Annotated in this window: 24 protein-coding genes; 14 read left to right on the top strand and 10 right to left on the bottom strand. The window is 59.7% G+C overall.

The features are described from left to right. Window positions 1-105 precede the first annotated feature (105 nt). From ACRESJ_RS03890 to fabF, 3 genes are all read left to right on the top strand, one after another. Entirely contained in the window at window positions 106-441 is a 336-nt protein-coding gene (locus ACRESJ_RS03890; protein WP_431756730.1) for a ComEA family DNA-binding protein, read from the top strand. Window positions 442-650: 209 nt separating this feature from the next. Next, window positions 651-1445 (top strand): SDR family NAD(P)-dependent oxidoreductase, encoded by a 795-nt coding sequence (locus tag ACRESJ_RS03885; RefSeq protein ID WP_431756729.1) that lies wholly within the window; start codon window positions 651-653, stop codon window positions 1443-1445. 31 nt (window positions 1446-1476) lie between these two features. Beyond that, the gene (fabF, locus tag ACRESJ_RS03880; protein WP_431756728.1) at window positions 1477-2751 is read left to right on the top strand and encodes a beta-ketoacyl-ACP synthase II; all 1275 of its coding nucleotides are present in this window, start codon (window positions 1477-1479) and stop codon (window positions 2749-2751) included. Here the strand turns inward: fabF and ACRESJ_RS03875 are convergent. Beyond that, window positions 2748-3305, bottom strand: a complete 558-nt coding sequence (locus ACRESJ_RS03875) for a TetR/AcrR family transcriptional regulator (protein ID WP_431756727.1) — start codon at window positions 3303-3305, stop codon at window positions 2748-2750. The genes fabF and ACRESJ_RS03875 overlap by 4 nt on opposite strands. Before the next feature lie 175 nt (window positions 3306-3480). Here ACRESJ_RS03875 and ACRESJ_RS03870 point away from each other — a divergent pair, with 175 nt between their 5' ends. Continuing rightward, window positions 3481-4134 carry a GntR family transcriptional regulator gene (locus ACRESJ_RS03870; RefSeq protein ID WP_431756726.1) on the top strand — a complete coding sequence of 218 codons (654 nt, stop codon included), beginning with the start codon at window positions 3481-3483 and terminating at the stop codon, window positions 4132-4134. A 15-nt stretch (window positions 4135-4149) separates the two neighbouring features. Beyond that, complete coding sequence (locus tag ACRESJ_RS03865; protein WP_431756725.1) at window positions 4150-5001, top strand: urea carboxylase-associated family protein; 852 nt, start codon at window positions 4150-4152, stop codon at window positions 4999-5001. A 106-nt stretch (window positions 5002-5107) separates the two neighbouring features. Here the strand turns inward: ACRESJ_RS03865 and ACRESJ_RS03860 are convergent, their stop codons facing one another. The 6 genes from ACRESJ_RS03860 to rfbC all read right to left on the bottom strand — a co-directional run bounded on the left by ACRESJ_RS03860 (window position 5108) and on the right by rfbC (window position 10527). After that, entirely contained in the window at window positions 5108-5275 is a 168-nt protein-coding gene (locus tag ACRESJ_RS03860; RefSeq protein ID WP_338585414.1) for a DUF2897 family protein, read from the bottom strand. A 125-nt stretch (window positions 5276-5400) separates the two neighbouring features. Then, entirely contained in the window at window positions 5401-6765 is a 1365-nt protein-coding gene (gene eat / locus ACRESJ_RS03855; RefSeq protein WP_416128548.1) for an ethanolamine permease, read from the bottom strand. A gap of 191 nt (window positions 6766-6956) precedes the next feature. Continuing rightward, window positions 6957-7826, bottom strand: a complete 870-nt coding sequence (gene rfbD, locus ACRESJ_RS03850; protein WP_431756724.1) for a dTDP-4-dehydrorhamnose reductase — start codon at window positions 7824-7826, stop codon at window positions 6957-6959. A 47-nt stretch (window positions 7827-7873) separates the two neighbouring features. Further along, window positions 7874-8746, bottom strand: a complete 873-nt coding sequence (gene rfbA / locus ACRESJ_RS03845; protein WP_431756723.1) for a glucose-1-phosphate thymidylyltransferase RfbA — start codon at window positions 8744-8746, stop codon at window positions 7874-7876. After that, complete coding sequence (gene rfbB, locus ACRESJ_RS03840; RefSeq protein ID WP_431756722.1) at window positions 8743-9825, bottom strand: dTDP-glucose 4,6-dehydratase; 1083 nt, start codon at window positions 9823-9825, stop codon at window positions 8743-8745. Before rfbB ends, rfbA begins: the two co-directional genes overlap by 4 nt. A 156-nt stretch (window positions 9826-9981) precedes the next feature. Continuing rightward, a complete protein-coding gene (gene rfbC / locus ACRESJ_RS03835; protein ID WP_431756721.1) occupies window positions 9982-10527 on the bottom strand; it encodes a dTDP-4-dehydrorhamnose 3,5-epimerase in 546 nt (181 codons plus the stop codon). A gap of 228 nt (window positions 10528-10755) precedes the next feature. On the opposite strand from rfbC, the gene kdpF reads away from it, so the two are divergent. The 6 genes from kdpF (at window position 10756) to ACRESJ_RS03805 (ending at window position 18749) form a co-directional block, all read left to right on the top strand. Further along, window positions 10756-10845, top strand: a complete 90-nt coding sequence (gene kdpF / locus ACRESJ_RS03830) for a K(+)-transporting ATPase subunit F (protein WP_007899818.1) — start codon at window positions 10756-10758, stop codon at window positions 10843-10845. A gap of 8 nt (window positions 10846-10853) precedes the next feature. Further along, window positions 10854-12548, top strand: coding sequence for a potassium-transporting ATPase subunit KdpA (kdpA, locus tag ACRESJ_RS03825; RefSeq protein ID WP_431756720.1), 1695 nt, complete (start codon window positions 10854-10856; stop codon window positions 12546-12548). A gap of 10 nt (window positions 12549-12558) precedes the next feature. Next, entirely contained in the window at window positions 12559-14616 is a 2058-nt protein-coding gene (gene kdpB, locus ACRESJ_RS03820) for a potassium-transporting ATPase subunit KdpB (RefSeq protein WP_431756719.1), read from the top strand. 54 nt (window positions 14617-14670) lie between these two features. Then, complete coding sequence (gene kdpC / locus ACRESJ_RS03815; RefSeq protein WP_431756718.1) at window positions 14671-15216, top strand: potassium-transporting ATPase subunit KdpC; 546 nt, start codon at window positions 14671-14673, stop codon at window positions 15214-15216. Window positions 15217-15349: 133 nt separating this feature from the next. Next, window positions 15350-18001, top strand: a complete 2652-nt coding sequence (locus ACRESJ_RS03810) for an ATP-binding protein (protein ID WP_431756717.1) — start codon at window positions 15350-15352, stop codon at window positions 17999-18001. Window positions 18002-18050: 49 nt separating this feature from the next. Beyond that, complete coding sequence (locus ACRESJ_RS03805) at window positions 18051-18749, top strand: response regulator (RefSeq protein WP_431756716.1); 699 nt, start codon at window positions 18051-18053, stop codon at window positions 18747-18749. 140 nt (window positions 18750-18889) lie between these two features. On the opposite strand, the gene ACRESJ_RS03800 is transcribed toward ACRESJ_RS03805, so the two are convergent. Then, window positions 18890-19930 (bottom strand): patatin-like phospholipase family protein, encoded by a 1041-nt coding sequence (locus tag ACRESJ_RS03800; protein ID WP_431756715.1) that lies wholly within the window; start codon window positions 19928-19930, stop codon window positions 18890-18892. Between the two features lie 221 nt (window positions 19931-20151). Here ACRESJ_RS03800 and ACRESJ_RS03795 point away from each other — a divergent pair, with 221 nt between their 5' ends. From ACRESJ_RS03795 to ACRESJ_RS03785, 3 genes are all read left to right on the top strand, one after another. Beyond that, window positions 20152-20430, top strand: coding sequence for a hypothetical protein (locus tag ACRESJ_RS03795; RefSeq protein ID WP_431756714.1), 279 nt, complete (start codon window positions 20152-20154; stop codon window positions 20428-20430). Between the two features lie 45 nt (window positions 20431-20475). Next, complete coding sequence (locus ACRESJ_RS03790) at window positions 20476-21243, top strand: CHAD domain-containing protein (protein WP_431756713.1); 768 nt, start codon at window positions 20476-20478, stop codon at window positions 21241-21243. Window positions 21244-21403: 160 nt separating this feature from the next. After that, entirely contained in the window at window positions 21404-22201 is a 798-nt protein-coding gene (locus tag ACRESJ_RS03785; RefSeq protein WP_431756712.1) for an acyl-CoA thioesterase, read from the top strand. Here the strand turns inward: ACRESJ_RS03785 and ACRESJ_RS03780 are convergent, their stop codons facing one another. Beyond that, on the bottom strand, window positions 22202-22567 hold the full coding sequence (locus tag ACRESJ_RS03780; protein WP_431756711.1) for a terminase: 366 nt from the start codon (window positions 22565-22567) through the stop codon (window positions 22202-22204). Between the two features lie 183 nt (window positions 22568-22750). Beyond that, window positions 22751-24232 (bottom strand): methyl-accepting chemotaxis protein, encoded by a 1482-nt coding sequence (locus ACRESJ_RS03775; RefSeq protein ID WP_431756710.1) that lies wholly within the window; start codon window positions 24230-24232, stop codon window positions 22751-22753. Window positions 24233-24411: the final 179 nt, after the last annotated feature.

Raw genomic sequence — 24411 nt, 5'->3', positions numbered from 1 at the left:
CATAATCAGTAACTTATGCTTTTTTGACAGGCATCGCCCAGCACCTACATTTGGGAGGCAGCTTCGGAAAAGCTGCTTCCTCAACCGATGTCATGGAGCTTCATTATGCGTACAGGTTTTTTCTACTCTCTGGTTTTTTCCCTGCTCACTAGTGTCTCGACGGCAGCCATTTCCGCGCCTGTTGTGAAGGCGGAGGCGGGTAGTGCACCGCTGATGCAAGAAATTTCGACGAAGGCGCAGAGCGGCAAAGTCGATCTCAACGTGGCAGATGCGCCAACCTTGCAGCGCGAATTGTCCGGTATCGGCGAGACCAAGGCCAAAGCGATTGTTGCGCATCGTGAAACTAATGGGCCGTTTGTATCGGTGGACGACTTGCTGGAAGTGAAGGGTATCGGCAAGGCGATTCTGGATCGCAATCGCGAGAAGCTGGAAGTGAACTAAGCTGATTATTCAACGCCAAGGGGCCGGTCATTGACCGGCCTTTTTGCTTTGCGGCGAACGCTGTCAGGCGTTGCCATCAGTCGGCATTATGAAAATTATGTCTATCATATGCCAATTAAATTATGTCTATAATAAATTAGTTTCCCGTCCAGGTGCCCTAAACCCCAGGCGCTAGGCCATTCCACAAGCATCCTCTGCGGAGCACAGTCATGAATTCTGTCCAGTCCCAAGGTACGGCCCTCGTCACCGGTGCTTCTTCCGGTATCGGCGCGGTTTACGCGCAGCGTCTGGCGGCGCGTGGTTTTGATTTGTTGCTGGTGGCTCGCGATCAGCAACGGCTCGACGAGGCGGCCAGCAAGTTGCGCGCTGAGTATGGCGTTCAGGTCGAAGTGCTCAGGGCGGATCTGACGCAAAAGGATGATGTGCTCAAGCTCGAGCAACGGCTGCGCAGCGATTCGAGTATCAGTCTGCTGTTGAATAACGCCGGCGTGGCAGCGGATGGGTTGTTGGCCAATGCCGACACCGATCAGCTGGAGAGAATGATTCAGTTGAACGTGACGGCGGTCACGCGTCTGGCATCGGCAGCTGCGGCCAGTTTTGCCAAGGCGGGCCGGGGTACGATCGTCAACATCGCGTCGGTGGTGGCGTTGTTTCCCGAGCGTTTCAACGCGACTTACAGTGCCAGCAAGGCTTATGTGTTGAGCCTTACCCAATCGTTGAACGCCGAGCTTGATGGTACCGGGGTCAAGGTTCAGGCTGTGTTGCCAGGGGTAACACGTACTGAAATCTGGGAGCGCTCCGGTATCGATGCTTCGCAGATTCCGGCGGAGATGGTCATGGAGGCGGGCGAGATGGTCGACGCAGCGCTGTTTGGTCTGGATCAGGGTGAGTTGGTCACCATTCCGTCGCTGCCGGATGCTGCTGACTGGGAGGCCTTCATCGCGGCCCGTCACGTGTTGGCACCTAACCTTTCCAAAAGCAAAGCCGCTACGCGTTACAAATGAAGCGCGATAAATCGGCATGAGGTATTGCGTTATGAGTGATCGTCGAGTGGTTGTAACGGGTATGGGCCTGGTGTCTCCGCTGGGTAGCGGAGTCGAAGCGGTCTGGCAGCGTCTGTTGGCCGGGCGCTCCGGTTTGCGTAATTTGCCGGACGAGGTGGTGGCGGATTTGCCGGCCAAGGTTGGTGGCGCAGTGCCGACGTTGGTGGATGATCCGGAGGCGGGTTTTGACCCGGACCGTGCGACGCCACCCAAAGAGCAGAAGAAGATGGACCGCTTCATTCTGTTTGCCATGGAAGCGGCGCGTCAGGCACTGGAGCAGGCGGGTTGGCAGGCGCAGGGCGCCGATGCCCAGGAGCGTACAGCGACCATCATTGGTTCCGGCGTGGGTGGTTTCGGGGCGATTGCCGATGCGGTGCGCACCACGGATAGCCGTGGTCCTCGGCGCTTGTCGCCGTTCACCATCCCGTCGTTTCTGGTCAATTTGGCAGCGGGCCATGTGTCGATCCAGCATGGTTTCAAAGGCCCGTTGGGGGCACCGGTGACGGCGTGCGCGGCCGGGGTCCAGGCGATTGGCGACGCGGCGCGGCTGATTCGTACCGGCGAGGCGGACATCGCGGTGTGTGGCGGCGCGGAGGCGGCGATCGATCGGGTCAGCCTCGCCGGATTCGCTGCCGCTCGCGCCCTGTCCAGTGGGTACAACGACACCCCCGATCGTGCTTCACGCCCCTTCGACAGTGGCCGTGATGGCTTTGTCATGGGCGAGGGCGCCGGTCTGTTGGTGATCGAGTCCCTGGAGCATGCGCTGGCCCGTGGCGCTAAACCCCTGGCGGAACTGGTGGGCTACGGCACCAGCGCCGATGCCTATCACCTGACCGCTGGCCCTGAAGATGGCAGCGGTGCGCGTCGCGCGATGTCGCAGGCATTGGCTCAGGCAGGTGTTTCGCCGGAGCAGGTTCAGCATCTGAATGCGCACGCGACCTCGACACCGGTTGGCGATCTGGGGGAGTTGGCGGCAATCAAGTCGCTGTTTGGTGCGGATAACAAGATCGCGGTGACATCGACCAAATCGGCCACCGGGCATTTGCTCGGCGCGGCAGGTGGGCTCGAAGCGATCTTCACCCTGTTGGCGATCCGTGATCAGGTCGTACCGGCGACGCTCAACTTCGATAACCCGGACCCTGCTGCCGAGGGTGTGGACATTGTCCACGGTCAGGCCAGGCCGATGGCCATCGAGTACGCCTTGTCCAATGGCTTCGGCTTTGGCGGGGTCAATGCCAGCGTGTTGTTCAAGCGCTGGAACGGCTAGGCCTGGGACTCGTTCAGGTGAGTCCGCGTGACGTCGAGAATCTGCCGGGCAAACTCGGGATTCTCGACGCTGCGCGAAAGCAGCAGCGCCCCCACCAGTGTCGACATGATGACGATGCTTCGGTCCACGACGTTTCCACCTTCAAGCGTGCCTTGTATCTGTTGAAGCCGGGCGTTCAGCACCTCGTCGGAGGTCGGGCTCGGCTGCCCGCGCATACCGAGTTCCGATGACATGGTCAGCAGCGGGCAACCTTCCTGGGGTGAAGTCTGGTGCCATTCAGACAAATAGGCATCGATGAACGCTTCAAGCGGGCGATCCTGGGCAAACAATTCGGCGCAAATACCGGCGACCTGATCGCCGGCGGCCTGTAATGCCTTTTCTACCAACTCGTCCTTGGATTTGAAGTGCGAGTAAAAGCCACCGTGAGTCAAGCCCAGCGCCTTCATCAGGGGTTGCAGGCCGGTCGCGCCGATACCGTCACGGCGAAAACGTGCCGAGGCTTCCTTGATGATGCGTTGGTGGGTCTGGGCTTTATGGTCCTGCGAGTAACGCATCTGATATCTCCACATCAATGCGCCCATATTAACCAATGAAAATTGGATGGTGACTGTACTTCTACTTCTAAAAAGCATGCAGATGCGTCGAACGAGTATGAATCGCACAAGCTACTGGCACGAATAGTGATTACTCATTAACTGACGATTGTTGAACAATCCTGAGGCAATGAGTATGAACAGCGGACTGTCACTGGCCGATCACATCACATTGGAGTTGCGCGCCGACATCATCGGCGGTCGCTTGCTGCCGGGCATGGCGCTGGTGGAAAACGATCTGGTGTCTGCCTACAACGCCTCGCGCAATACCATCCGCGAGGCACTGCATCGCCTCGGGCAGGAAGGCCTGACCCGGTATGTGCGCAACAAAGGCGTGATGGTGCGGCGTTTGGGTTTTGATGATGTGCGGGACCTGTTCAAGGTTCGCCGCACGCTCGAACTGCAAGCCATCAGCACCAGCCGCCCGCTGCGCGACTACCAATCCGACCGGATGCTCGAAGCGCTGGAAGCCAACGAGTTCGCCCGGGAGCGCGAAGACTGGCGCGCCGTCGGCACCCACAGTCTGGCCTTTCATCAACACGTCGTCGGGTTGCTGCGCAGTCAGTTGTTCGATGAGTTCTTCACCAATGTTGTCGCGCAATTGCGCCTGGTGTTCTGCGCGGCTCCCGATGAATCAAGTTTCCAGGCGCCCTGGCTGATTCGCGACCGACAGATCCATGAGCTGCTGGTCGAGGGTGATAAACGCGCCGCCGAGGATGCGATGAGTCTCTATCTCGACGATTCCGAACACCTCCTTTTACAAATGCTCGCCCCATCTTCCCATCACTGATCGAGGATTCTTGCCATGTACAAAGACTATCCGGCGGCCTATCAAGTCAGCAAAGGCTCGGCCTTGCAGGTGGACAAGGCCTTCTATGAACGGGTGCGCGACACGAAGGACGGGCGCACGTTGATCGAGTCTTTCGAAGTGCCGATTCGCACCGGCCGCGCCTGGAATGTTCCGGCCGGGCATGTGTTCCGGGTTACAACGCCTGTTGGCCCGCAAGTGGGCGACTTCAATGTCTGGAATGCCCATGATCCTCGCGAACGCCTGTGGGCTTCACGCACCCGGCAACTGCAGGGCGCGCATGTCAGCACCCATGACCGGTTGTGGTCGAACCTGCCTTTTCTGCGACCGCTGGTGACCATCACCGATGACAGCCTGGCCGGTTACGGGATCGATGAACACGGTGGCCGCTTGCACGATTTGCTCGGTACGCGTTGCGATCCCTATGTGAACAAAATGCTCACCGGCGAAGATTTCCATCATCACTGCCACTCCAACCTGACACGCGCCGTACTGCCTCACGGCCTGACCGAATTCGATGTGCATGACGTGCTGAACATTTTCCAGTGCACGGGCCTGAACCACGACGACATGTACTTCATGAAAGCCTGTCCGGCGCAGAAGGGCGATTACCTGGAGTTCTTTGCCGAGATCGATTTGCTGTGCGCACTTTCGACCTGCCCGGGGGGCGACCTTTCGCTGGCCATGTGGGGGCCGGATGCTCAGGACCCGTTAAGCGTATGTCGTCCGCTGGGCGTGGAAATCTATCGTCTGGAGGATTCATTGCTGGAGGGCTGGAGTCAGCCGGAGCGCGCAGCGTACAAAGGCCTGCATGGCTTGCACATCGCCAAGGCCGATTGGGAAAAATAATCTCCGCACACATTGGACTTGTAGGAGCAAGGCGTGCCCGCGATAGCGTCCTTGAGATCGCCATCGCGGGCAAGCCTTGCTCCTACGAAAAGCGGTTTAGCAGTTTTTAGCGGTCCTGCGCATCCTTGGCATCCGCTTGCGCGTTGCGTTCAGCCACGCGAGCGCGCTGTTCTTCGGTCAGCTCAACCTTGGTGGCGGTGTCGCGCAGCATCATCAACCCGCCAACGATCGAGCCTATTGCAACGATCAGAATCAACCAGGCATACCAGGGCATAGGGGCTCTCCTTAAAAGCAGGTCGATTGACGGATTTCGCCAATCAATCCTGCATACCACTATTGAGCGAATTGTTTTCGCAGTGGTTCCATTCTATGCCTGATATGACCCCGCACCGTCATTGATTAAAGCCCGGTCAACATCGCATCCGCCGGGGCATCGGCGCGCAGTTGCGCAGTCAGCACGAAGTACACGAAACCCACGGCCATGAAGGCGAGGAAAATCAGCCCGATCAGGGTGTTGAACCACGCCATGGCCACCAGGCACACCACCGCCAGCACCAATGCAATCATTGGCACCAGTGGGTAGCAGGGCGCGCGGAAGGTACGCTCCAGATTCGGTTCGGTTTTACGCAGCTTGAACAGGCTGAGCATGCTCATGATGTACATCACGATGGCGCCGAACACGGCCATGGTGATCATCGCGGCCGTCAGCGTCATGCCGCCGAGATTGATCAGGCCGTCGCTGTAGATCGCCGCGATGCCGATCACGCCGCCGGCGATGATTGCCCGGTGTGGCGTTTGAAAGCGCGACAGTTTGGCCAGTGACGCTGGCAGGTAACCGGCGCGGGCGAGGGCGAAGAACTGCCGCGAATAGCCGAGGATGATCCCGTGGAAACTCGCCACCAGCCCGAACAGACCGATCCACACCAACATATGCAACCAGCCCGAGCTTTCGCCGACCACGGTTTTCATCGCTTGCGGCAGCGGGTCGTTGATGTTCGACAGGGTGCGCCAGTCGCCGACACCACCGGCAAAGAACATCACACCCATCGCCAGCAACACCAAGGTCAGAATACCGCTGATGTAAGCCTTGGGAATCGTGCGTTTCGGGTCCTTGGCTTCTTCGGCGGCCATGGCCGCGCCTTCGATGGCGAGGAAAAACCAGATCGCGAACGGAATCGCTGCGAACATCCCGGCAATCGCCGGTGCGCCGAATACATCAGACCCGGCCCAACCATTGAGGGCGAAGTTGCTGAAGCTGAATGCGGGCGCGACCACGCCCATGAACACCAGCAATTCAGCGACTGCCAGCACGCAGACCACCAACTCGAAAGTCGCCGCCAGCTTCACGCCGAGGATGTTCAGGCCCATGAACACGATGTAGGCACCGACCGCCGCGTGCTTTGGATCGAGGGCGGGGAATTGCACGTTGAGGTAAGCACCAATCGCCAAGGCAATGGCGGGCGGGGCGAAGACGAATTCGATAAGCGTCGCCAGCCCGGCGATCAATCCACCTTTCTCGCCGAAGGCGCGGCGGCTGTAGGCAAACGGCCCGCCAGCGTGGGGGATCGCGGTGGTCAGCTCGGTAAAACTGAAGATGAAACAGGTGTACATGGTGGCGACCATGAAGGACGTCACTAGAAAGCCCAACGTCCCGGCCACGCCCCAGCCATAACTCCAGCCGAAGTACTCCCCGGAAATCACCAGCCCGACCGCAATGCCCCACAAGTGCAGAGTGCCCAGCGTGGGTTTGAGTTGTGTGTTCATGCGTTTGCTCCCTGAACGGTTTGGAAAGCTCGGGGAGGGCAGTGCAGTGGACGTGCCAGTGTTATGACAGCGGTCGTAAAGGAGGAAAAGTTGTCGTATCGGGGATGTTCGCTGCTAAGTGCCGGCTTTTTGTGCGCCAGTCAGGAGCGGGACTGGCTCGGGTGCCATCTTCGTGGGCAAGTCTCATGTACTCAGGCTTGTTGGGCCAGGCATTCGCGCAGCGCAATTTGCCAATCCGGCTGGCTGACTCCCCATTCGCGTTGTAGTCGACTGCAATCCAAGCATGAATTGAGTGGACGGGCGGCAGGCAGCGGGTAATCGCTGGAGGAAATCGGCAGCAGAGTTGCGCAAGTTTTTCCCTGTTGCCGCAACGCCTCGCCAATGGCCTGGGCAAAACCAAACCAGGAAGTGCTGCCCTGAGCAGTCAAGTGATAAACACCCCAGTTCGCCGGGGCGTGTGACTGCCAGCGCTCAATCAAGGCCAGGGTGCTCTGGGCTACGGTGCCGGCCCACGTGGGCGCACCGATCTGATCGGCAACCACCCGCAGTTCTGTTTTTTCTTGCAGTAACCGCTGCATGGTCAACAAAAAATTGCGGCCCTCGGTCGAGTAGACCCAACTGGCGCGCAAGATAAGGTGTTTGCCCTGCACCTCGATGATTGCCTGCTCCCCCGCCAGCTTGCTCCTGCCGTAGACCCCCAGCGGGTTTGGCCTGTCGTCCTCGTTGTAAGGCGCAGTTTTCATCCCGTCGAATACATAATCGGTCGAGTAATGAATCAGCGGGATGTCGAGTGTCAGAGCCTCTTCGGCAAGGATGCCGGGCGCTTCGGCGTTGATGGCGAAGGCTGTTTGCGGTTCGCTTTCTGCGAGGTCGACCGCGGTATAGGCTGCTGCGTTGATGATCAGATCGGGATGGATGCATTGGACCTGACGACGAATCTGATCGGGTTGCGCCATGTCGAGCTGATCGCGACCCAGTACGATCAGCTCGCCGAGAGAGCCCAACCGGTGTTGCAACTCACGTGAGACCTGGCCCCGACGGCCGATAATGAGAGTTTTCATCTGGGTAGTCCGGCTCCTTCCATTTCAGAAGCCGGATTCATTCAGCTTCATTGTTCCCCGGCCAACTTGGCAAGGTACTGCCCATATCCGGTCTTGCCGAAATAATGGGCGCGCTCAAGCAGCTGTTCGCGATTGATCCACTTATTGAGATAAGCGATTTCTTCAAGGCAGGCAATTTTCAGACCTTGGCGATGTTCGATGGTCTGCACATATTGTGAGGCCTCGAGCAGGCTATCGTGGGTGCCGGTGTCGAGCCAGGCAAAGCCACGGCCGAAGCGCTCGACTTGCAAGTCACCACGTTCCAGGTACGCGATGTTGATGTCGGTGATTTCCAGCTCCCCTCGTGGCGAAGGTTTGACCTTCTTGGCGATTTCAATCACATCATTGTCGTAGAAATACAGACCCGTGACGGCATAGCTGGATTTAGGTTTTTTTGGCTTTTCTTCGATTGATACCGCACGACCTTCGCTGTCGAAATCAATAACGCCGAAGCGTTCAGGGTCTTTGACCCAATATCCGAACACGGTAGCGCCAGAGGATCGTTTTGCCGCGTTCTGCAACTGACCACCAAAGTACGAACCATGGAAGATGTTGTCGCCGAGAATAAGGCACACGGAGTCGGTGCCAATGAACTGTTCGGCAATCAGAAAGGCCTGAGCCAAACCATCCGGCGATGGCTGTTCGGCATAGCTGAAACTCACCCCAAACTGGCTGCCATCACCGAGCAGGTTGCGGTATTGAGGCAGATCCTGAGGAGTGGAGATCACCAGAATTTCTTTGATGCCGGCCAGCATCAATACTGAAATCGGATAGTAGATCATCGGTTTGTCGTAAACCGGCAACAGCTGCTTGGACACACCGAGTGTAATCGGGTGCAGGCGCGTACCTGAGCCCCCCGCCAAAACTATTCCTTTCATCACGCGAGTAACTCCTTGGGATTGATGGCACCCAGGCGTTCACCTTGGTAGCTGCCATCTTGTACACGTTGGCACCACTCCAGATTGTTCAGATACCACTGAATGGTTTTACGCAAACCGGTCTCGAATGTTTCTGCGGGTTTCCAACCTAACTCGTGTTCGATTTTGCTGGCATCGATTGCGTAGCGCAGATCATGACCTGGGCGATCCTGAACAAATGTGATCAGGTCGGCGTAATGCGCGACACCTTTCGGTTTTTGAGGAGCCAGTTCCTCCAGTAGTGCGCAAATGCTCCGCACGACATCGATGTTCTTTTGCTCGTTGTGCCCGCCGATGTTGTAGGTCTCTCCGACTTTTCCTGTGCTCAGCACTTTGAGCAGTGCCCGGGCGTGATCTTCGACAAACAGCCAATCGCGCACTTGCAGGCCATTTCCATATACCGGTAATGGCTTGCCCGCCAAGGCATTGAGTATCACCAGCGGGATCAACTTCTCTGGGAAATGGAAGGGTCCGTAGTTGTTCGAACAGTTCGTCAGCAAGACCGGCAAGCCATAAGTGCGATGCCAAGCGCGGACTAAATGATCGGAAGCCGCTTTGCTGGCGGAGTACGGCGAGCTGGGGGCATAGGGCGTTGTTTCCGTAAACAGATCCTCGGCACCATGCAGGTCGCCATAGACCTCATCGGTGGAAATATGGTGAAAGCGGAAAGCACTTTTTTCCGGCTCGGCGAGGGTCTGCCAATAGGCGCGAGTGGCTTCTAGCAGGCTATAGGTTCCAACGATATTGGTCTGGATGAAATCAGACGGTCCGTCGATGGAACGATCGACGTGGGATTCAGCTGCCAAATGCATGATCGCATGTGGTTGGAAACGGTTCAGCACAGCACTGACAGTCGGCAGATCAACGATGTCGGCTTGAACGAATTCATAGCGAGTGTCGTTGGCAATGGTGGTCAGTGATTCGAGATTGCCGGCGTAAGTCAGCTTGTCCAGGTTAAGCACTTCATGGCTGGAGTATCGAATCAGCTCGCGAACCAGGGCAGAGCCGATGAAACCGGCACCGCCGGTAATGAGGATACGCATGATGACCAGCCTTTTCAGTAAGTCGATAACAAATGGGTATAGCTTGTCGGCATGACCGGGGTTGCGCAATAGGAGTGTGGGACCGATTTTGCTTTAGTCGAGCAAGCGGAGGACTTTCTACTGAGCGCCTGTGCGTAAGGTGCCTATGAGCACGGTTCAGGAGAATACGTCAGCAACTTTAAAGAACGCCGCCGCCTGATCCTTCGCCGACAGTTGCGGTGCTTCGTCCAGTTGCCAGTCGATGGCGAGTTCCGGATCATTCCAGCGGATGCTGCGTTCGGCAGCCGGGTTGTAGTAGTCGGTGGTCTTGTAGAGCGATTCGGCGAAATCACTAAGCACCACGAAACCATGGGCGAAACCTTCAGGAATCCAGAGCTGGCGATGGTTCTCGGCGGACAGTCGCACTGCCACCCATTTGCCGAAATGCGCTGAGCTGCGGCGAATGTCCACGGCAACATCGAGTACTTCCCCATTGATTACACGAACCAGTTTGCCCTGGGTGTTCTCCAGTTGGTAATGCAGACCGCGCAATACCCCTTTGCTTGAGCGCGAATGATTGTCCTGAACGAAATCAGCGTCCAGCCCCGTGGCTTCCATGAAAACCCTGGCGTTGAAGCTCTCGTAAAAAAAGCCTCGTTCATCACCAAACACCTTTGGCTCGATGATCAGAACACCGGGCAAATCGGTGGTTAATACATTCATGGTGTTTTTCCGGCGATGGGCAGTGACAGCCGACATTCTTGCGCAAAGTCGCAGTGGGAGCGAGCCCGCTCTTGCCAGCGGTCATCAAAACACCGCCGTAACACCCGCCTAAACCCACTCTTTACGCTTTCTTTATGCCCCGCGCGCACCCTCGCTCTCGTTCCTTTACAGCCTCCTTTCCGACAATAACTCCACACGCGGCAATAAGCCGTAACACGGAGATCTTCCATGAGCGTTCTGGATGGGGTGTCACTGCTGCTGGCAGTGGGGCTGTTCATTTATCTGTTGGTTGCGCTGTTGCGCGCGGACCGGAACTAGGAGCGGCTATGCACAGTTATGACTATTGGCTGATCCTCGCGTTTTTCGCGGTGGTATTGGTCCCCGCGCCGTTTCTCGGGCGCTTCTACTACAAGGTCATGGAAGGCCAGCGCACCTGGCTGACACCGATCCTCGGGCCGGTGGAGCGTGGTTGCTATCGCCTGGCCGGCGTGGACCCGCATTCTGAACAGAGCTGGCAGAAGTACACCCTGGCTTTGCTTGCCTTCAACCTCGCGGGTTTTGTGCTGTTGTTCGCGATCCTGTTGTTCCAGGACCATTTGCCGCTCAACCCGCAAAACCTGCCGGGCCAGGAGTGGACGCTGGCGTTCAACACCGCCATCAGTTTCATGACCAATACCAACTGGCAGGCCTACAGCGGCGAAGCCTCGCTGAGCTATTTGAGCCAGATGGTCGGCCTTACCGTGCAGAACTTCGTCAGCGCCGCCACCGGTTTGGCTGTGTTGGTTGCGCTCTGTCGCGGTATCGGCCGCAAATCCACTGCGTCCCTGGGCAATTTCTGGGTCGACATGACCCGCGCCACACTCTACGGGCTGCTGCCGCTGTGCCTGCTGCTGGCGTTGTTCCTGGTTTGGCAGGGCGTGCCGCAGACCTTCGCGCACTACGTGAATGCGCTGACGATGCAAGGCGTCGACCAGGTGATCCCGCTGGGCCCGGCGGCCAGCCAGATTGCGATCAAGCAACTGGGCACCAACGGCGGTGGCTTCTTCGGCGTCAACTCGGCGCACCCGTTCGAGAACCCGACGGCGTGGAGCAACCTGTTTGAAATGGCCTCGATCATTCTGATCCCGGTGGCGCTGGTGTTCACTTTTGGTCACTACGTGAAGGACCTGCGCCAGAGTCGCGCGATCATCGCCTGCATGCTGGCGCTGTTCCTTATCGGCGGTGCGACTTCACTGTGGGCCGAATACCAACCGAACCCGGCCTTGAACAACGTAGCCGTTGAGCAGACCGCGCCGCTGGAAGGCAAGGAAGCGCGGTTCGGCACCACCGCCACCGTGTTGTGGTCGGTGACCACCACGGCGGCATCGAACGGTTCGGTCAACGGCATGCATGACAGCCTCAACCCGCTGAGCGGCATGGTCGCGCTGGTGAACATGATGGTCGGCGAAGTGATCTTCGGCGGTGTCGGAGCAGGGCTCTACGGCATGCTGCTCAACGTGCTTATCGCGGTGTTCCTCGCCGGACTGATGATTGGCCGGACCCCGGAATACCTCGGCAAAAAACTGCAAGCCAGGGAAGTGCAATTGCTGGTGGTGACCCTGATGGTCATGCCTATTGGCGTGCTGGTGCTCGGCGCCATCGCCGCCAGCCTGCCGGGGCCGATGGCCTCGGTGAGCAACCCCGGCGCCCACGGGTTCAGTCAGTTGCTCTACGCCTACACCTCGGCCAGTGCCAACAACGGTTCCGCGTTCGGCGGCTTCGGCGCCAACACGCCGTTCCACAACCTGATGCTGGGCCTGGGCATGTTGATCGGGCGCTTCGGCTACATCCTCCCGGTACTGGCGTTGGCCGGCAGCCTGGCGATGAAGAAAACCGCGCCGATCGGCCAGAACAGCTTCCCGACCCACGGCCCGCTGTTCGTGACCTTGCTGACTGTGACCATTTTGCTGGTGGGTGGCCTGACCTTCCTGCCGACCCTGGCGTTAGGCCCGATTGCCGAACACCTGAGCATGGCCTTCTGAGGAGCCAATGATGAACATGCCCGTAGTCAAACCGGTCGCCGCAGCGGCGCCGGAACAACCAAAAACCGCGATCTCGGCCCTGTGGCGCCCGGCGCTGGTACAAGCGTTCGTCAAGCTCGACCCACGGCAATTACAGCGCGCACCGGTGATGCTGGTGGTCGAACTGACCGCGATCCTGACCACCGTGCTGTGCTTTATTCCCGACACGGCCGTGCCGACTTTTGTCGCCGCGCAGATCGCCGTGTGGCTGTGGTTCACCGTACTGTTCGCCAACTTCGCCGAGGCCTTGGCCGAAGGTCGCGGCAAGGCCCGCGCCGACAGTCTCAAGGCCGGCAGTGAAGGTTTGAGTGCGCGCCGCAAAACCGGCAACGGCAGTTTTCAGGTGGTGCCCGCCGCCAACCTGCGCAAGGGCGATGTAGTGCGCGTCGAAGCGGGGGAGATGATTCCCGGTGACGGCGAAGTGATCGAAGGCATTGCGGCGGTCAACGAGGCGGCGATTACCGGTGAATCGGCGCCGGTGATCCGCGAGTCCGGGGGCGACCGCTCGGCCGTGACCGGCAACACCCGCCTGGTCTCCGACTGGCTGCTGGTGAAGATCACCGCCAACCCTGGTGAGTCGACCCTGGACCGCATGATCGCCCTGGTTGAAGGCGCCAAGCGCCAGAAAACCCCGAACGAAGTGGCGCTCGACATCCTGCTGATTGGCCTGACCCTGATCTTCCTGCTGGTGGTCGTCACCCTGCAGCCGTTCGCCCACTTCGCCAACGGCAGTCTGCCGCTGGTGTTTCTGGTGGCGCTGTTGGTCACACTGATTCCGACCACCATCGGTGGCTTGTTATCGGCCATCGGTATCGCCGGGATGGATCGCTTGGTGCGCCTGAACGTGATCGCCAAGTCCGGCCGTGCGGTGGAAGCAGCGGGGGATGTGCATGTGCTGTTGCTGGACAAGACCGGCACCATCACCTTCGGTAACCGTCGTTGCACGGCGGTCTACGCAGCGCCCGGTGTGAGCAGCAAGGAACTGGCTGAAGGGGCGTTGTTCGCGTCGCTGGCCGATGACACCGCTGAAGGCAAATCCATCGTCGAATACCTGTGCGGCACCCAGCCACAACCCGAGCCGGCCACACATTTGCTGACCGCAGTGCCGTTCAGTGCCGAGACGCGTTTGTCCGGTGTCGATTATCAGGGGCGTGTCTACCGCAAAGGCGCGGTGGATTCGTTGCTGGCCTTCGTCGGTCTGAAGCGCTCTGACCTGGCCCCGGCGCTGTCGCGGGAAATCGACAGGATTGCGCAAAGCGGCGGTACGCCACTGCTGGTTTGCGCCGACGGTAAGTTGCTGGGCGCGATTCACCTCAAGGACGTGGTCAAGCCCGGCATTCGTGAGCGTTTCGCCGAGCTGCGCAAGCTGGGGATTCGCACGGTCATGGTGACCGGCGACAACCCGTTGACCGCCGCCGCCATTGCCGCTGAAGCGGGCGTGGATGACGTGTTGGCCGAAGCCACTCCGGAGAAAAAACTGGCACGCATTCGTCATGAGCAGAACGACGGTCGCCTGGTTGCCATGTGCGGCGACGGCGCCAACGACGCTCCGGCCTTGGCCCAGGCCGACGTCGGTATGGCGATGAACGACGGCACACAAGCGGCGCGTGAAGCCGCCAACATGGTCGATCTCGACAGCGATCCGACCAAGCTTTTGGACGTGGTGCAGATCGGCAAGGAATTGCTGGTGACTCGCGGTGCGCTGACGACCTTTTCCATCGCCAACGACGTGGCCAAGTACTTCGCCATCCTGCCGGCACTGTTTGCCGCGATCTATCCGCAACTGGGCGTTTTGAACGTCATGCACTTGAGCAGCCCGCAGAGCGCGATTCTCTCGGCGATCGTGTTCAACGCGCTGATCATCGTGGTGTTGATTCCATTGGCGCTGCGCGGTGTGCGGGTGCAGGCGGCGAGTGCGGCGGCGTTGTTGCGACGCAATCTGCTGATTTATGGACTGGGCGGGATTCTGGTGCCGTTTGTGGGCATCAAGGCGATCGACATGCTGTTGACGGCGTTGCATCTGGTTTGACGCTTACCCCGTTCCCTGTGGAGCGAGGCTGATAGCCCATAAGAGGATTCTGCAATGTCCACAATGATACGCCCGGCCTTGAGCCTGCTGGTCCTGATGACCCTGATCACAGGCGTCGCCTATCCCCTGGTGGTGACCGGCGTTGCCCAGGTCGCCTTCCCGGATCAGGCCAATGGCAGCCTGGTGCACGATGCCGACGGCAAGGTCCGCGGTTCGTCGCTGATCGCCCAGGATTTCGTCGGCGACGCCTGGTTCCACCCACGGTCATCGGCCGGTGCTTTCGCCACCGTGTCCAGCGGTGCCAGCAACCTTTCGCCGAGCAACCCGGCTCTGGCCACTCGTGTGATCGACGACGCCAACAAACTGCTGGTACCGGGGCAAGGGCCAGTGCCATTGGCAATGGTCACCACCTCCGGTAGCGGCCTAGATCCCCACTTGCCACCGGCCGCGATTGCCTATCAACTGGCGCGTGTGGCAGCGGCGCGCAACCTGCCGGTGTCGACCTTGCAAAATTTGTTGGACGCGCACATCGAGCAACCGCTGGTGGGGCCGCCGGTGGTGAATGTGCTTGAGTTGAACAGGGCACTGGAAAACCTGTAGTAGATGATCGTTCCCACGCTCTGCGTGGGAATGCATCAATGGACGCTCCGCGTCCGCTTTTGGGAACGCAGAGCGTCCCGGGCTGCATTCCCACGCGGAGCGTGGGAACGATCAACATACGAGTATTTCAAACATGAGCAACTCCGGCCGCGCTGACGCGCTGTTAGCAGACCTGCCCCGCGATGGCCGTGGCCGGCTCAAGGTTTTTCTCGGCGCCGCACCCGGTGTCGGCAAGACCTACGCCATGCTGCAAGCGGCCCATGCCCAGCTGCGCCAGGGCGTGAAAGTCATTGCCGGCGTCGTCGAAACCCATGGCCGGTCCGAGACCGAAGCGTTGCTCGGGGGGTTACCGCAACAACCCTTGGTGCGCTCGGAATACCGTGGCGTGATGCTCGAAGAAATGGACCTCGATGGCCTGTTGGCCGCCAAGCCGAAACTGGTGCTGGTGGACGAACTGGCCCACACCAATGCGCCCGGCAGCCGTCACGAAAAACGCTGGCAAGACATTCAGGAACTGCTCGCCGCCGGTATCGACGTGTTTACCACGGTCAACGTCCAGCATCTGGAAAGCCTCAACGATCAGGTGCGCGGCATCACCGGTGTGCAGGTCCGCGAAACCCTGCCGGATTGGGTGCTGCAAGAAGCCTTCGAACTGCTGCTGATCGATTTGCCGCCACGGGAGCTGTTGGAGCGTCTGCGTGACGGCAAGGTCTACGTGCCGGAGCAGGCGCGGGCGGCGATCGACGCGTTTTTCACCCAGACCAATCTCACGGCGCTGCGTGAACTGGCGATGCAAACCGCTGCTGCGCAAGTCGACAACGATCTGACCCAGGGTTATCGCCAGATGGGCCAGGCGGCGCCGACGGTGCGTGGTCGTTTGTTGGTTGGCGTCGATGGCGATGCTCAGGCCGAACGCCTGGTTCGTCATGCCAGTCGCGTGGCCCAACGTCGGCATTTGCCGTGGAGCCTGGTGCACGTGGATAACGGCAGCGTGCGTGACGAGCAATCGCGCCTGCGCCTGCAAAGTGCCCAGCAACTGGCCGAACGCCTGGGGGGCGAGGTGGTGCTGCTGCGCGCTGGCGAGGTGGCGAAAACCCTCATCCAGCATGCCGCCGAACGCCGCGCCAGCCTGGTCTTGGTCGGCCAGTCCCGATCACGATTACGCCGACGATTGTTTGGTGGCGGGTTGGCGGCACGCCTGCTGCGCTATGCACGTGGATTGGAAATCAACGTCCTCGACAGTGATCATCAACAGCATCAGCCTCGGCAGCATTCGATGCAGTCTTTGGTGTGGTTCGACTATGCCCTGGCTGTTGTGGCAACGGTGTCAGCCAGTGCCCTGGCGTGGGCAGTGGCGAGTGTTTTGCCGTTGCCGAATATCTCGTTGGTGTTTCTGGCCGCCGTGTTGCTGGTGGCGGTGCGCAGCAGCCTCGGTCCGGCGCTGGCCTGTGCTGCGTTGTCGTTTTTGACGTACGACTTTCTGTTCATTCCGCCGAATTTTTCCTTCAGCATCCAGCGCGAAGAAGACGTGCTGACGTTGTTGTTCTTCCTGCTGATGGCGGCGCTCACCGGCAACCTCGCGGCCCGGCAACGCCGGCAAATGCAGGCACTGCGCGACACCCAGGAAGAAACCAGCGAATTGCTCGATCTGTCGCGCAAGCTCACTGCTGCCACCGACCGCCAGGCCGTGGTCAGCGCTGCTGCTCAGCACCTCAACGGCTGGAGTGATCTGCAGCTGTGCCTGCTCAACCGCGACGGTCAAAACGGCTGGAAAATTGAAACCGGTGGCCCGCTGGAATTCACCGAGGCCGAGCGCGCCGCCGCCGATTGGGCCTGGCAACACGATCAGCCGGCTGGCGCGGGCACCGGCACTTTGCCGTTCGGGCGCTGGTGGTGGTGGCCGTTGTCGGTGGAGGAGGGGCCGTTGGCGTTGCTCGGGGTGTGCGCAAAAGAAGGCCAGACCTTGAGCGGTCAACGTCGACGTTTGTTGACTGCGTTGAGTCAGCCGCTGGCACAGGCGCTGGCCCGCGCGCAGTTGGCTGACGACCTGGAGGCGGCGCGTCTGCACGGCGAAACCGAGCAACTGCGCAGTGCCTTGCTCGCCTCGGTGTCCCACGATTTGCGTACGCCGCTGACCTCCATGCGCGGCAGCATCGACAGCTTATTGGCACTTGGCGAAGCGATCCCGCTGGAGGATCGCCGTGAGTTGCTAGAAGGCACCCGCGATGAAGCCGAGCGCCTGGACCGCTACATTCAAAACCTGCTGGACATGACCCGCCTCGGTCACGGCGCCCTGAAGCTGGCGCGGGACTGGGTATCACCGGCGGACATCGTCGGCAGTTCGCTCAACCGCTTGCGTGCGGTGCTGGCGCCGTTGCAGGTCAGCACCGAAGTCGCGCCGGACTTGCCGCTGCTGTTCGTCCACGCGGCACTGATCGAGCAGGCGTTGATCAACGTGCTGGAAAATGCCGCGCGCTTCTCACCGTCCCACGGACGTTTGCAATTGCGCGCAGGGGTGGATGACAACGAACTGGTTTTCTCGGTCAGTGACGAAGGGCCGGGGATTCCGGAGACGGAGCGGGCGAAGATTTTCGACATGTTCTATACCGCCGCACGGGGTGATCGAGGCGGGCAAGGCACCGGCCTGGGGTTGGCGATCTGCCAGGGTATGGTGGGTGCCCATGGCGGGCGTATCAGCGTTGCCGACGGCATCGAAGGGCGCGGCACTTGCATCACACTGCATCTGCCATTGCAGGAACAGCCTGCATTTGAAAGTGAGCCCTGAAAGTGAAGCCTGATACCCTTTGGATCTCTCCACGTAGCGACCGCAAACCATGAGCCAGACCACGACCATTTTGGTCATCGACGACGAGCCGCAGATCCGCAAATTCCTGCGCATCAGCCTCGCTTCCCAAGGGTACAAAGTGCTGGAGGCCGGCACCGGCACCGAAGGGCTGGCCCAGGCTGCGCTGAACAAACCGGACTTGCTGGTGCTCGATCTGGGTTTGCCGGACATGGACGGGCAGCAGGTACTGCGTGAGTTCCGTGAGTGGTCCGCGGTGCCGGTGCTGGTGCTCTCGGTACGTGCCGGCGAAGGGCAGAAAGTCGAAGCGCTGGATGGCGGCGCCAATGACTACGTGACCAAACCCTTTGGCATTCAGGAGTTTCTGGCGCGGATTCGCGCGTTGTTGCGCCAGGCGCCAGCGGGGGAAGCCCAGCAAGCGGCACTGATATTCGGGCCGTTGACGGTGGATCTGGCCTATCGCAGGGTTTTACTCGATGGCGCCGAAGTCGCGCTGACTCGCAAGGAGTACGCAGTGCTGGCGCAGCTGGCCCGTCATCCCGGACGGGTCATCACCCAACAGCAATTGCTCAAGGACATCTGGGGGCCGACCCACACCGACGACAGCCATTACTTGCGGATTGTGGTCGGACACCTGCGGCAGAAACTGGCGGATGACCCGACCCGGCCGAGGTTTATCGTGACCGAAGCGGGGGTGGGGTATCGGTTGCTGAGTGAGGTCAGCATTTAGATTTTTGTTGTCTGACCTGGCCCCTTCGCGGGCAAGCCCGCTCCCACAGGTTCCGTGGTGTTCACATTATTTGTGTACCACGCAAATCCCTGTGGGAGCGAGCCTGCTCGCGATGAGGCCGGATTATTCAACCGAGAACCTCAGGAATCCCGCTCACTTTCATAACGATCCAGCGTATCCCGCGCAATCTCCCGCCCCAGCGCAATCAGCTCCGGTGCCTTGTAGAACTCGAAAAACCGGCACACCCGCTTGGGCACGTTGATCAGGATGTCCGGTGGATATCCGGCGATCTTGTACTGCGCCAACGACGTCTGCATCACTTCGAAACTCTGGTTGATCAAATCCAGCAAAGACGCCGGGCCGACGTTGTCGATGATGAACGAGCCGGTGGCGGATTTCGGTGCACCGTCACGCTCGGGGGCGGCGGCGGGTTGCTGGGCTTCCGGCTCGGCGGATTCGATCCAGGGATTGATATTGACCGCTTCAGCCAACAACGCTTCCTTCTCCAGCAACAGCAGTTGCTCGGCCTGTTTGCGCCGGAATGGCATCTTCGAGCCAAGCGAGTTGATCAGGCTGTCGAACCGGCTCTTGAACGCAGCGGGGCGCTGGATCACCGGCAGCTTGTAGTGACGCTGGTTGGTTGAGTTGAGGTTGACCGCGATGATCAAGTCGCAATGACTCGACACCACCGGCACGATGGGCAGCGGGTTGAGAATGCCACCGTCCACCAGCATGCGATTACCTTGCATCACCGGGGTAAACAGACTGGGAATCGCCGCCGACGCGCGCATGGCCTGGTGCAAGCAGCCTTCCTGAAACCAGATCTCCTGCTGGTTGGTCAGGTCGGTGGCCACCGCCGTGTAGGGAATGCGCAGGTCTTCGATATTGATCTCGCCGACGATCTTGCGGATCTGCCCGAAGACCTTTTCGCCACGGATGGCGCCCAGACGAAAACTGACATCCACCAGACGCAACACGTCGAGGTAGTCCAGGCTCTCGATCCAGTCGCGATAATCATCGAGTTTGCCGGCGGCGTAGATCCCCCCGACCACCGCCCCCATGGAACATCCGGCAATGCAGGCGATATCGTAGCCACGCCTTTCGATCTCTTGAATGACGCCAATATGGGCATAGCCCCGGGCTCCACCCGAGCCCAACACCAGTGCGACTCGCTTTTTCATCAATCGCCCTCGTTCGAATGATTCCACAATGCACCCATCGAGGGGCGCGCTTCAATCGGCAAGGTCGTTCGCTGTAGCGACTGCGTCGTTATTTCGACACTCCATGGCGGCAGATGGTTATTCTTGCCAGCGCTATAGTTTGCTCTGGCGATGGACGGCACTTTTCATGCGCCAGACCGTCCTACCTGCATGACTGTTCTCCTATTTTTGAGGTGTGTGTGATGAAAGCCTGGATTTGTGTGCCACTGATTGCCTTGGCACTCGCCGGTTGTGCCGGTAAAACCGCTTATCGCGACAGTTGTGGCAGCAATCTCGATGCCGCCTGGCATGAGCTGGACCTGGCCAAGGCAGAGGGTTTCGCCGGAACTGTCAGCTATTCCAAGGCCCTGTCGCTGTTGACCGCGGCCAAGACCCAGCAGCAATTCGAAGGATTCGAAGGCTGCGCCAGTAAGGCCCAGAAAGCGCGATTCTATATTCGTGAGTCACGCGCCGGCCGTTGAGGCATGATGTAAGGCTACAGGGGCATTCGAGTCAGGGAGCAAGCGATGTCGGCATTGGTTGATCGGTTGGTAGCCCATGTATTGGGTCTGGAAGTTCGTCTACTGGCCTGCCAAGCGCGCTTGAGCGCCCAAACAGACCCTGAAGCCTTGCACGATCTGCGCACCACGGTGCGCCGTTTACGCAGCCTGTTGCGACCATTGCGCGGATTGCCCGGTGTCGAACAGATGGAAACGGCGGCATCCGATGTCGGCGACCTGACCACGCCCTGGCGTGATCGCGAGGTGCTGGCGGCGTACTTGCTCCAGCACGATCAACCCGAAGCCGCGCAACGCCGTCTGGCACAGATGGCGCAGGCTTATCCCGCGGTCGCGGCGAGTAGCCAGCTTGCGCAGTTGCTGGTGATTCTTGATGCCTTTCCGCGGTTTTTGCGCGCATCTCAACGCCAGGGTTTGCTCAAGGGGTTGGGCAAACGCATTGAGAAACGCCTGGGCAAACAATGGAAGAAACTGGACGAAGCCCTGCACGACCCCGCCCATGATCGCCATCGTCTGCGCTTGCTGATCAAGCGCGTGCGCTATGGCATCGATGCCTACCCTGAACTGGATCGCTTGCCGAAAAAGAGCATGCCGCGATTGAGATCGGCTCAAGGCGCCTTGGGCGACTGGCATGACTGCCTGCAATGGCTGGCCATGGCCGAGCAGGAAGCCGATCTGCAACCCTGCGTCGCTGATTGGCACGCCGACATGGCCAAGGCTGAAGAGCGCGCCGACCGCGTCCTGGACAAGCTCAGCGCGGACTGCTTCAAATCCTGATTCACCTCAGTGTTTTCGATCATTCCCACGCTCCTGCGTGGGAATGCAACCCGAGACGCCGCAACGGCCCATCTGTCGGTCAATTTGGCCGGAATGCGCGCTGTACAGCCTTCGCCGGCTGGTTAAGATCCCTTCATTCAATTCCTTCCTTGAGGTTTTCATGCGCTTTTCCGACCTGCTCGATGCTGTCCGCCGTCAACCTTCGCAGATCACTATTCCGGCCGGTTGGGCTCAGGGCCGCGCGAGTTTCGGCGGTCTGGTGGCAGCCTTGCAGTACGAAGCAATGCGCGCAAAGGTTCCGGCAGATCGACCTGTACGTTCGTTGGCGATCACCTTCGTTGGCCCCGTCGAGCCTGAAGTACCGGTCAGTTTTGAAGTCGACGTGCTGCGTGAAGGCAAAGCCGTCAGTCAGGTGCTGGGTCGCGCAATGCAAAAGGGCCAGGTGGTGACCTTGGTTCAGGGCAGCTTCGGTGCCTCGCGTCCCTCTGAAGTGGCAGTGACCGCGCATCCCGCGCCAGAGATGAAACATTGGGACGACTGCCAGGAGCTGCCTTTCATTGAAGGTGTCATCCCGGAGTTCATGCGCCATCTGGCGATGCGCTGGAGTGTCGGCGGGTTGCCGTTCACCGGCAGCACATCCCGCCAGATGGGTGGCTGGGTGCGGTTGCGTGGCGATGTGAAGGAAGAGGCCATCAGTGAGTCGCACATTCTGGCGCTGGTGGATGCCTGGCCTCCGGCCGTCATGCCGTTTCTGAAGAAGCCGGCAATGGGCAGCACGCTGACCTGGACCATCGAGTTCGTGCAGCCATTGCTTGAGCTGAGCACACTGGACTGGTGCAAGTACCTCGTCGAAACCGAATATGCCGCCGACGGCTACGGGCACGCCGCAGCGAAAATGTGGGACGCGCAAGGCCGATTGATTGCCATGAGCCGGCAAACGATGACGGTGTTCGCCTGATCAATGACGACGGTGGCGCTCACGCCAGGCGCGCCACCAGCCGCCACTGAGGAAAAATCGCGGAAAGGTCAAAAATTGCTCGACCAGCAGGCGCGAAACGGCGTCCTTGCGATCGCTGAACGGCTCGGAGGCTTGCACCTCCAGGCTGTGACCGTGACGTTGCAGGCCGAGCGCTGCGATCACACCGATGATGCCAATGGCTAAGTTCGCCAGATTCAGGCCGAACACCCCGCTAACAATCAACAGAAACGCCACGATGAACAATGGCACGGCAATCAGGTGCAACACCAGATTGGTCGGGTGCTGATGATTGTTGGGGTAGGCACGCCATTGCCAGGCGGGAAGGTTGGGGTGACGTTTGCCCATGATGCTGATCCTCGATCCATGTTGAACACATGAATGAAGAATAGGCCCGCCAAATGCGGGCGGCGAATCGAGGTTGGCTATTGGCGCAATAGAGGTAATGGGTAAAAAAGATCGCAGCCTTCGGCAGCTCCTACATGGGTCACATGCACTTGTAGGAGCTGCCGCAGGCTGCGATCTTTTGATTTAAAGCTTGAGCTGGCCTATCGCCTTGCTCAACTCCCCGGCCAGCGCCGCCAATTCATGGCTGGTGGTCGCTGAATTGACGGTCTGCTGCACCGTGTTATCGGTCACATCGCGGATGCTGACCACGGCCCGGTTCATTTCCTCTGCCACCTGACTCTGTTGCTCGGCCGCCACGGCGATCTGCGTGTTGCTCTCACGCATCTGCGCCACTGCGCCAGTGATTTTTGCCAACGCTACGCCGGCCTCCTGGGCCTGTTGCACGCAGTCGTCAGCCTTGAACGAGCTTTCCTGCATGAAGTCCACGGCATCCCGGGTTCCGGCCTGCAATGCCGAGACCATCACGGTAATTTCATCGGTCGAGGACTGCACGCGTTTGGCCAGGTTGCGCACTTCATCGGCAACCACCGCAAACCCGCGTCCCATTTCGCCCGCCCGGGCTGCCTCGATCGCGGCGTTCAGCGCCAGCAGGTTGGTTTGCTCGGCAATACTGTGAATCACGTTGACCACGCCGTTGATCTTCTGACTGTCCTCGGCCAGACGTTGAATCATCTCGGCGGTTTGCTGCACTCCAGTGGACAAGCCGGCAATCGAACCCTGCACACGCAGGACCACTGCCTGTCCGCTGCCCGCCAGGGTGTCGGCCGATTGCGATAGGTCGCGGGTAGCGCCGGCGTGCTGGGCGATGTGGTAGACGGTGGCGGTCATCTGGTTGATGGCGGTGGCGGCCTGATCGGTTTCACTCTGTTGGCCGAGCATGCCGTGACGGACTTCATTCATGTTTGAAGCCAGTCGTGCGGCACCCTCGTCCAGTTGCCGTGCCGTACTGGCGACGGTATTGACCACTCGCTGATAACCGGCCTGCATGGCGTTGAAGGCGTTCGCCATTTGCCCGACTTCGTCGCTGCCGACAAGGGGAGCGCGGGCAGAGAGGTCGCCGGTTTTTTCCACGTGCAGCATCACGTCCTTCAAGGTGTTGAGCTGGCTGAGCAGGAAGCGGATCAACAGCTGAGAGGCGCCAAGCATGGCCAGCATCAGTACGAACACCGCCACCGCGTAATGGGCAAAACGCTCGCCAAACACCTGGCTCAAGCTTGGACCATGGGCAAGCACCGCAACCTGCTGGCCGTCCGCGCGCGCGAATACCTCGGCGCCGATCAACAGGTCGTCACCGAACAACGGCATGGCGTTGATCTCGACCCAACCTTTTGCATCGGCCAGCTCCAGCACGGGTTGGCCATTGAGCAACGGTGCGTGTGCGCGATTGAACGTCAGCAGGTTGTCGGCCTTGGGCAGCGGTTGCCCGACAGGCCTGGCACCGAGCAATCGCGCTTGGGCCTGAGCTGATAGCTGAGCGGCATGGCAGCGGGCTTGTTGTTCGAGCTGCACGGCGTATAGCACCAGCAGCAAGGTGGTGACGAAGGCGACGGCGTTCACCGCCCAGAATTTGTATTTCAGCGAGATATTGCTAAGCCAGGCACCCATGGAGGTCTTCTCTGATAGCGGAAACAGCATTGGCAAGGTGCCATTATTGTGCCGCTATACAGCAAGTTGATACTTGATGCAGGTCAATGTGCCGCAATTTCCCCCTGTGGGAGCGAGCCTGCTCGCGATGGCGGTGTGTCGGTCACATCCTTGTCAAATGTGCCACCGTAATCGCGAGC

Origin of the sequence: Pseudomonas sp., assembly GCF_050739655.1 — a bacterium.
Classification (GTDB): Bacteria; Pseudomonadota; Gammaproteobacteria; order Pseudomonadales; family Pseudomonadaceae; genus Aquipseudomonas.
Note: the sequence above shows the minus strand (reverse complement) of the source record. Positions and strands in the feature narration are given on the sequence as shown.

Coding starts and splice junctions, on each gene's coding strand:
- ACRESJ_RS03890 (WP_431756730.1), top strand. CDS start 106: ATGCGTACAGGTTTTTTCTACTCTCTGGTTTTTTCCCTGCTCACTAGT.
- ACRESJ_RS03885 (WP_431756729.1), top strand. CDS start 651: ATGAATTCTGTCCAGTCCCAAGGTACGGCCCTCGTCACCGGTGCTTCT.
- fabF (WP_431756728.1), top strand. CDS start 1,477: ATGAGTGATCGTCGAGTGGTTGTAACGGGTATGGGCCTGGTGTCTCCG.
- ACRESJ_RS03875 (WP_431756727.1), bottom strand. CDS start 3,305: ATGCGTTACTCGCAGGACCATAAAGCCCAGACCCACCAACGCATCATC.
- ACRESJ_RS03870 (WP_431756726.1), top strand. CDS start 3,481: ATGAACAGCGGACTGTCACTGGCCGATCACATCACATTGGAGTTGCGC.
- ACRESJ_RS03865 (WP_431756725.1), top strand. CDS start 4,150: ATGTACAAAGACTATCCGGCGGCCTATCAAGTCAGCAAAGGCTCGGCC.
- ACRESJ_RS03860 (WP_338585414.1), bottom strand. CDS start 5,275: ATGCCCTGGTATGCCTGGTTGATTCTGATCGTTGCAATAGGCTCGATC.
- eat (WP_416128548.1), bottom strand. CDS start 6,765: ATGAACACACAACTCAAACCCACGCTGGGCACTCTGCACTTGTGGGGC.
- rfbD (WP_431756724.1), bottom strand. CDS start 7,826: ATGAAAACTCTCATTATCGGCCGTCGGGGCCAGGTCTCACGTGAGTTG.
- rfbB (WP_431756722.1), bottom strand. CDS start 9,825: ATGCGTATCCTCATTACCGGCGGTGCCGGTTTCATCGGCTCTGCCCTG.
- rfbC (WP_431756721.1), bottom strand. CDS start 10,527: ATGAATGTATTAACCACCGATTTGCCCGGTGTTCTGATCATCGAGCCA.
- kdpF (WP_007899818.1), top strand. CDS start 10,756: ATGAGCGTTCTGGATGGGGTGTCACTGCTGCTGGCAGTGGGGCTGTTC.
- kdpA (WP_431756720.1), top strand. CDS start 10,854: ATGCACAGTTATGACTATTGGCTGATCCTCGCGTTTTTCGCGGTGGTA.
- kdpB (WP_431756719.1), top strand. CDS start 12,559: ATGAACATGCCCGTAGTCAAACCGGTCGCCGCAGCGGCGCCGGAACAA.
- kdpC (WP_431756718.1), top strand. CDS start 14,671: ATGTCCACAATGATACGCCCGGCCTTGAGCCTGCTGGTCCTGATGACC.
- ACRESJ_RS03810 (WP_431756717.1), top strand. CDS start 15,350: ATGAGCAACTCCGGCCGCGCTGACGCGCTGTTAGCAGACCTGCCCCGC.
- ACRESJ_RS03805 (WP_431756716.1), top strand. CDS start 18,051: ATGAGCCAGACCACGACCATTTTGGTCATCGACGACGAGCCGCAGATC.
- ACRESJ_RS03800 (WP_431756715.1), bottom strand. CDS start 19,930: ATGAAAAAGCGAGTCGCACTGGTGTTGGGCTCGGGTGGAGCCCGGGGC.
- ACRESJ_RS03795 (WP_431756714.1), top strand. CDS start 20,152: ATGAAAGCCTGGATTTGTGTGCCACTGATTGCCTTGGCACTCGCCGGT.
- ACRESJ_RS03790 (WP_431756713.1), top strand. CDS start 20,476: ATGTCGGCATTGGTTGATCGGTTGGTAGCCCATGTATTGGGTCTGGAA.
- ACRESJ_RS03785 (WP_431756712.1), top strand. CDS start 21,404: ATGCGCTTTTCCGACCTGCTCGATGCTGTCCGCCGTCAACCTTCGCAG.
- ACRESJ_RS03780 (WP_431756711.1), bottom strand. CDS start 22,567: ATGGGCAAACGTCACCCCAACCTTCCCGCCTGGCAATGGCGTGCCTAC.
- ACRESJ_RS03775 (WP_431756710.1), bottom strand. CDS start 24,232: ATGGGTGCCTGGCTTAGCAATATCTCGCTGAAATACAAATTCTGGGCG.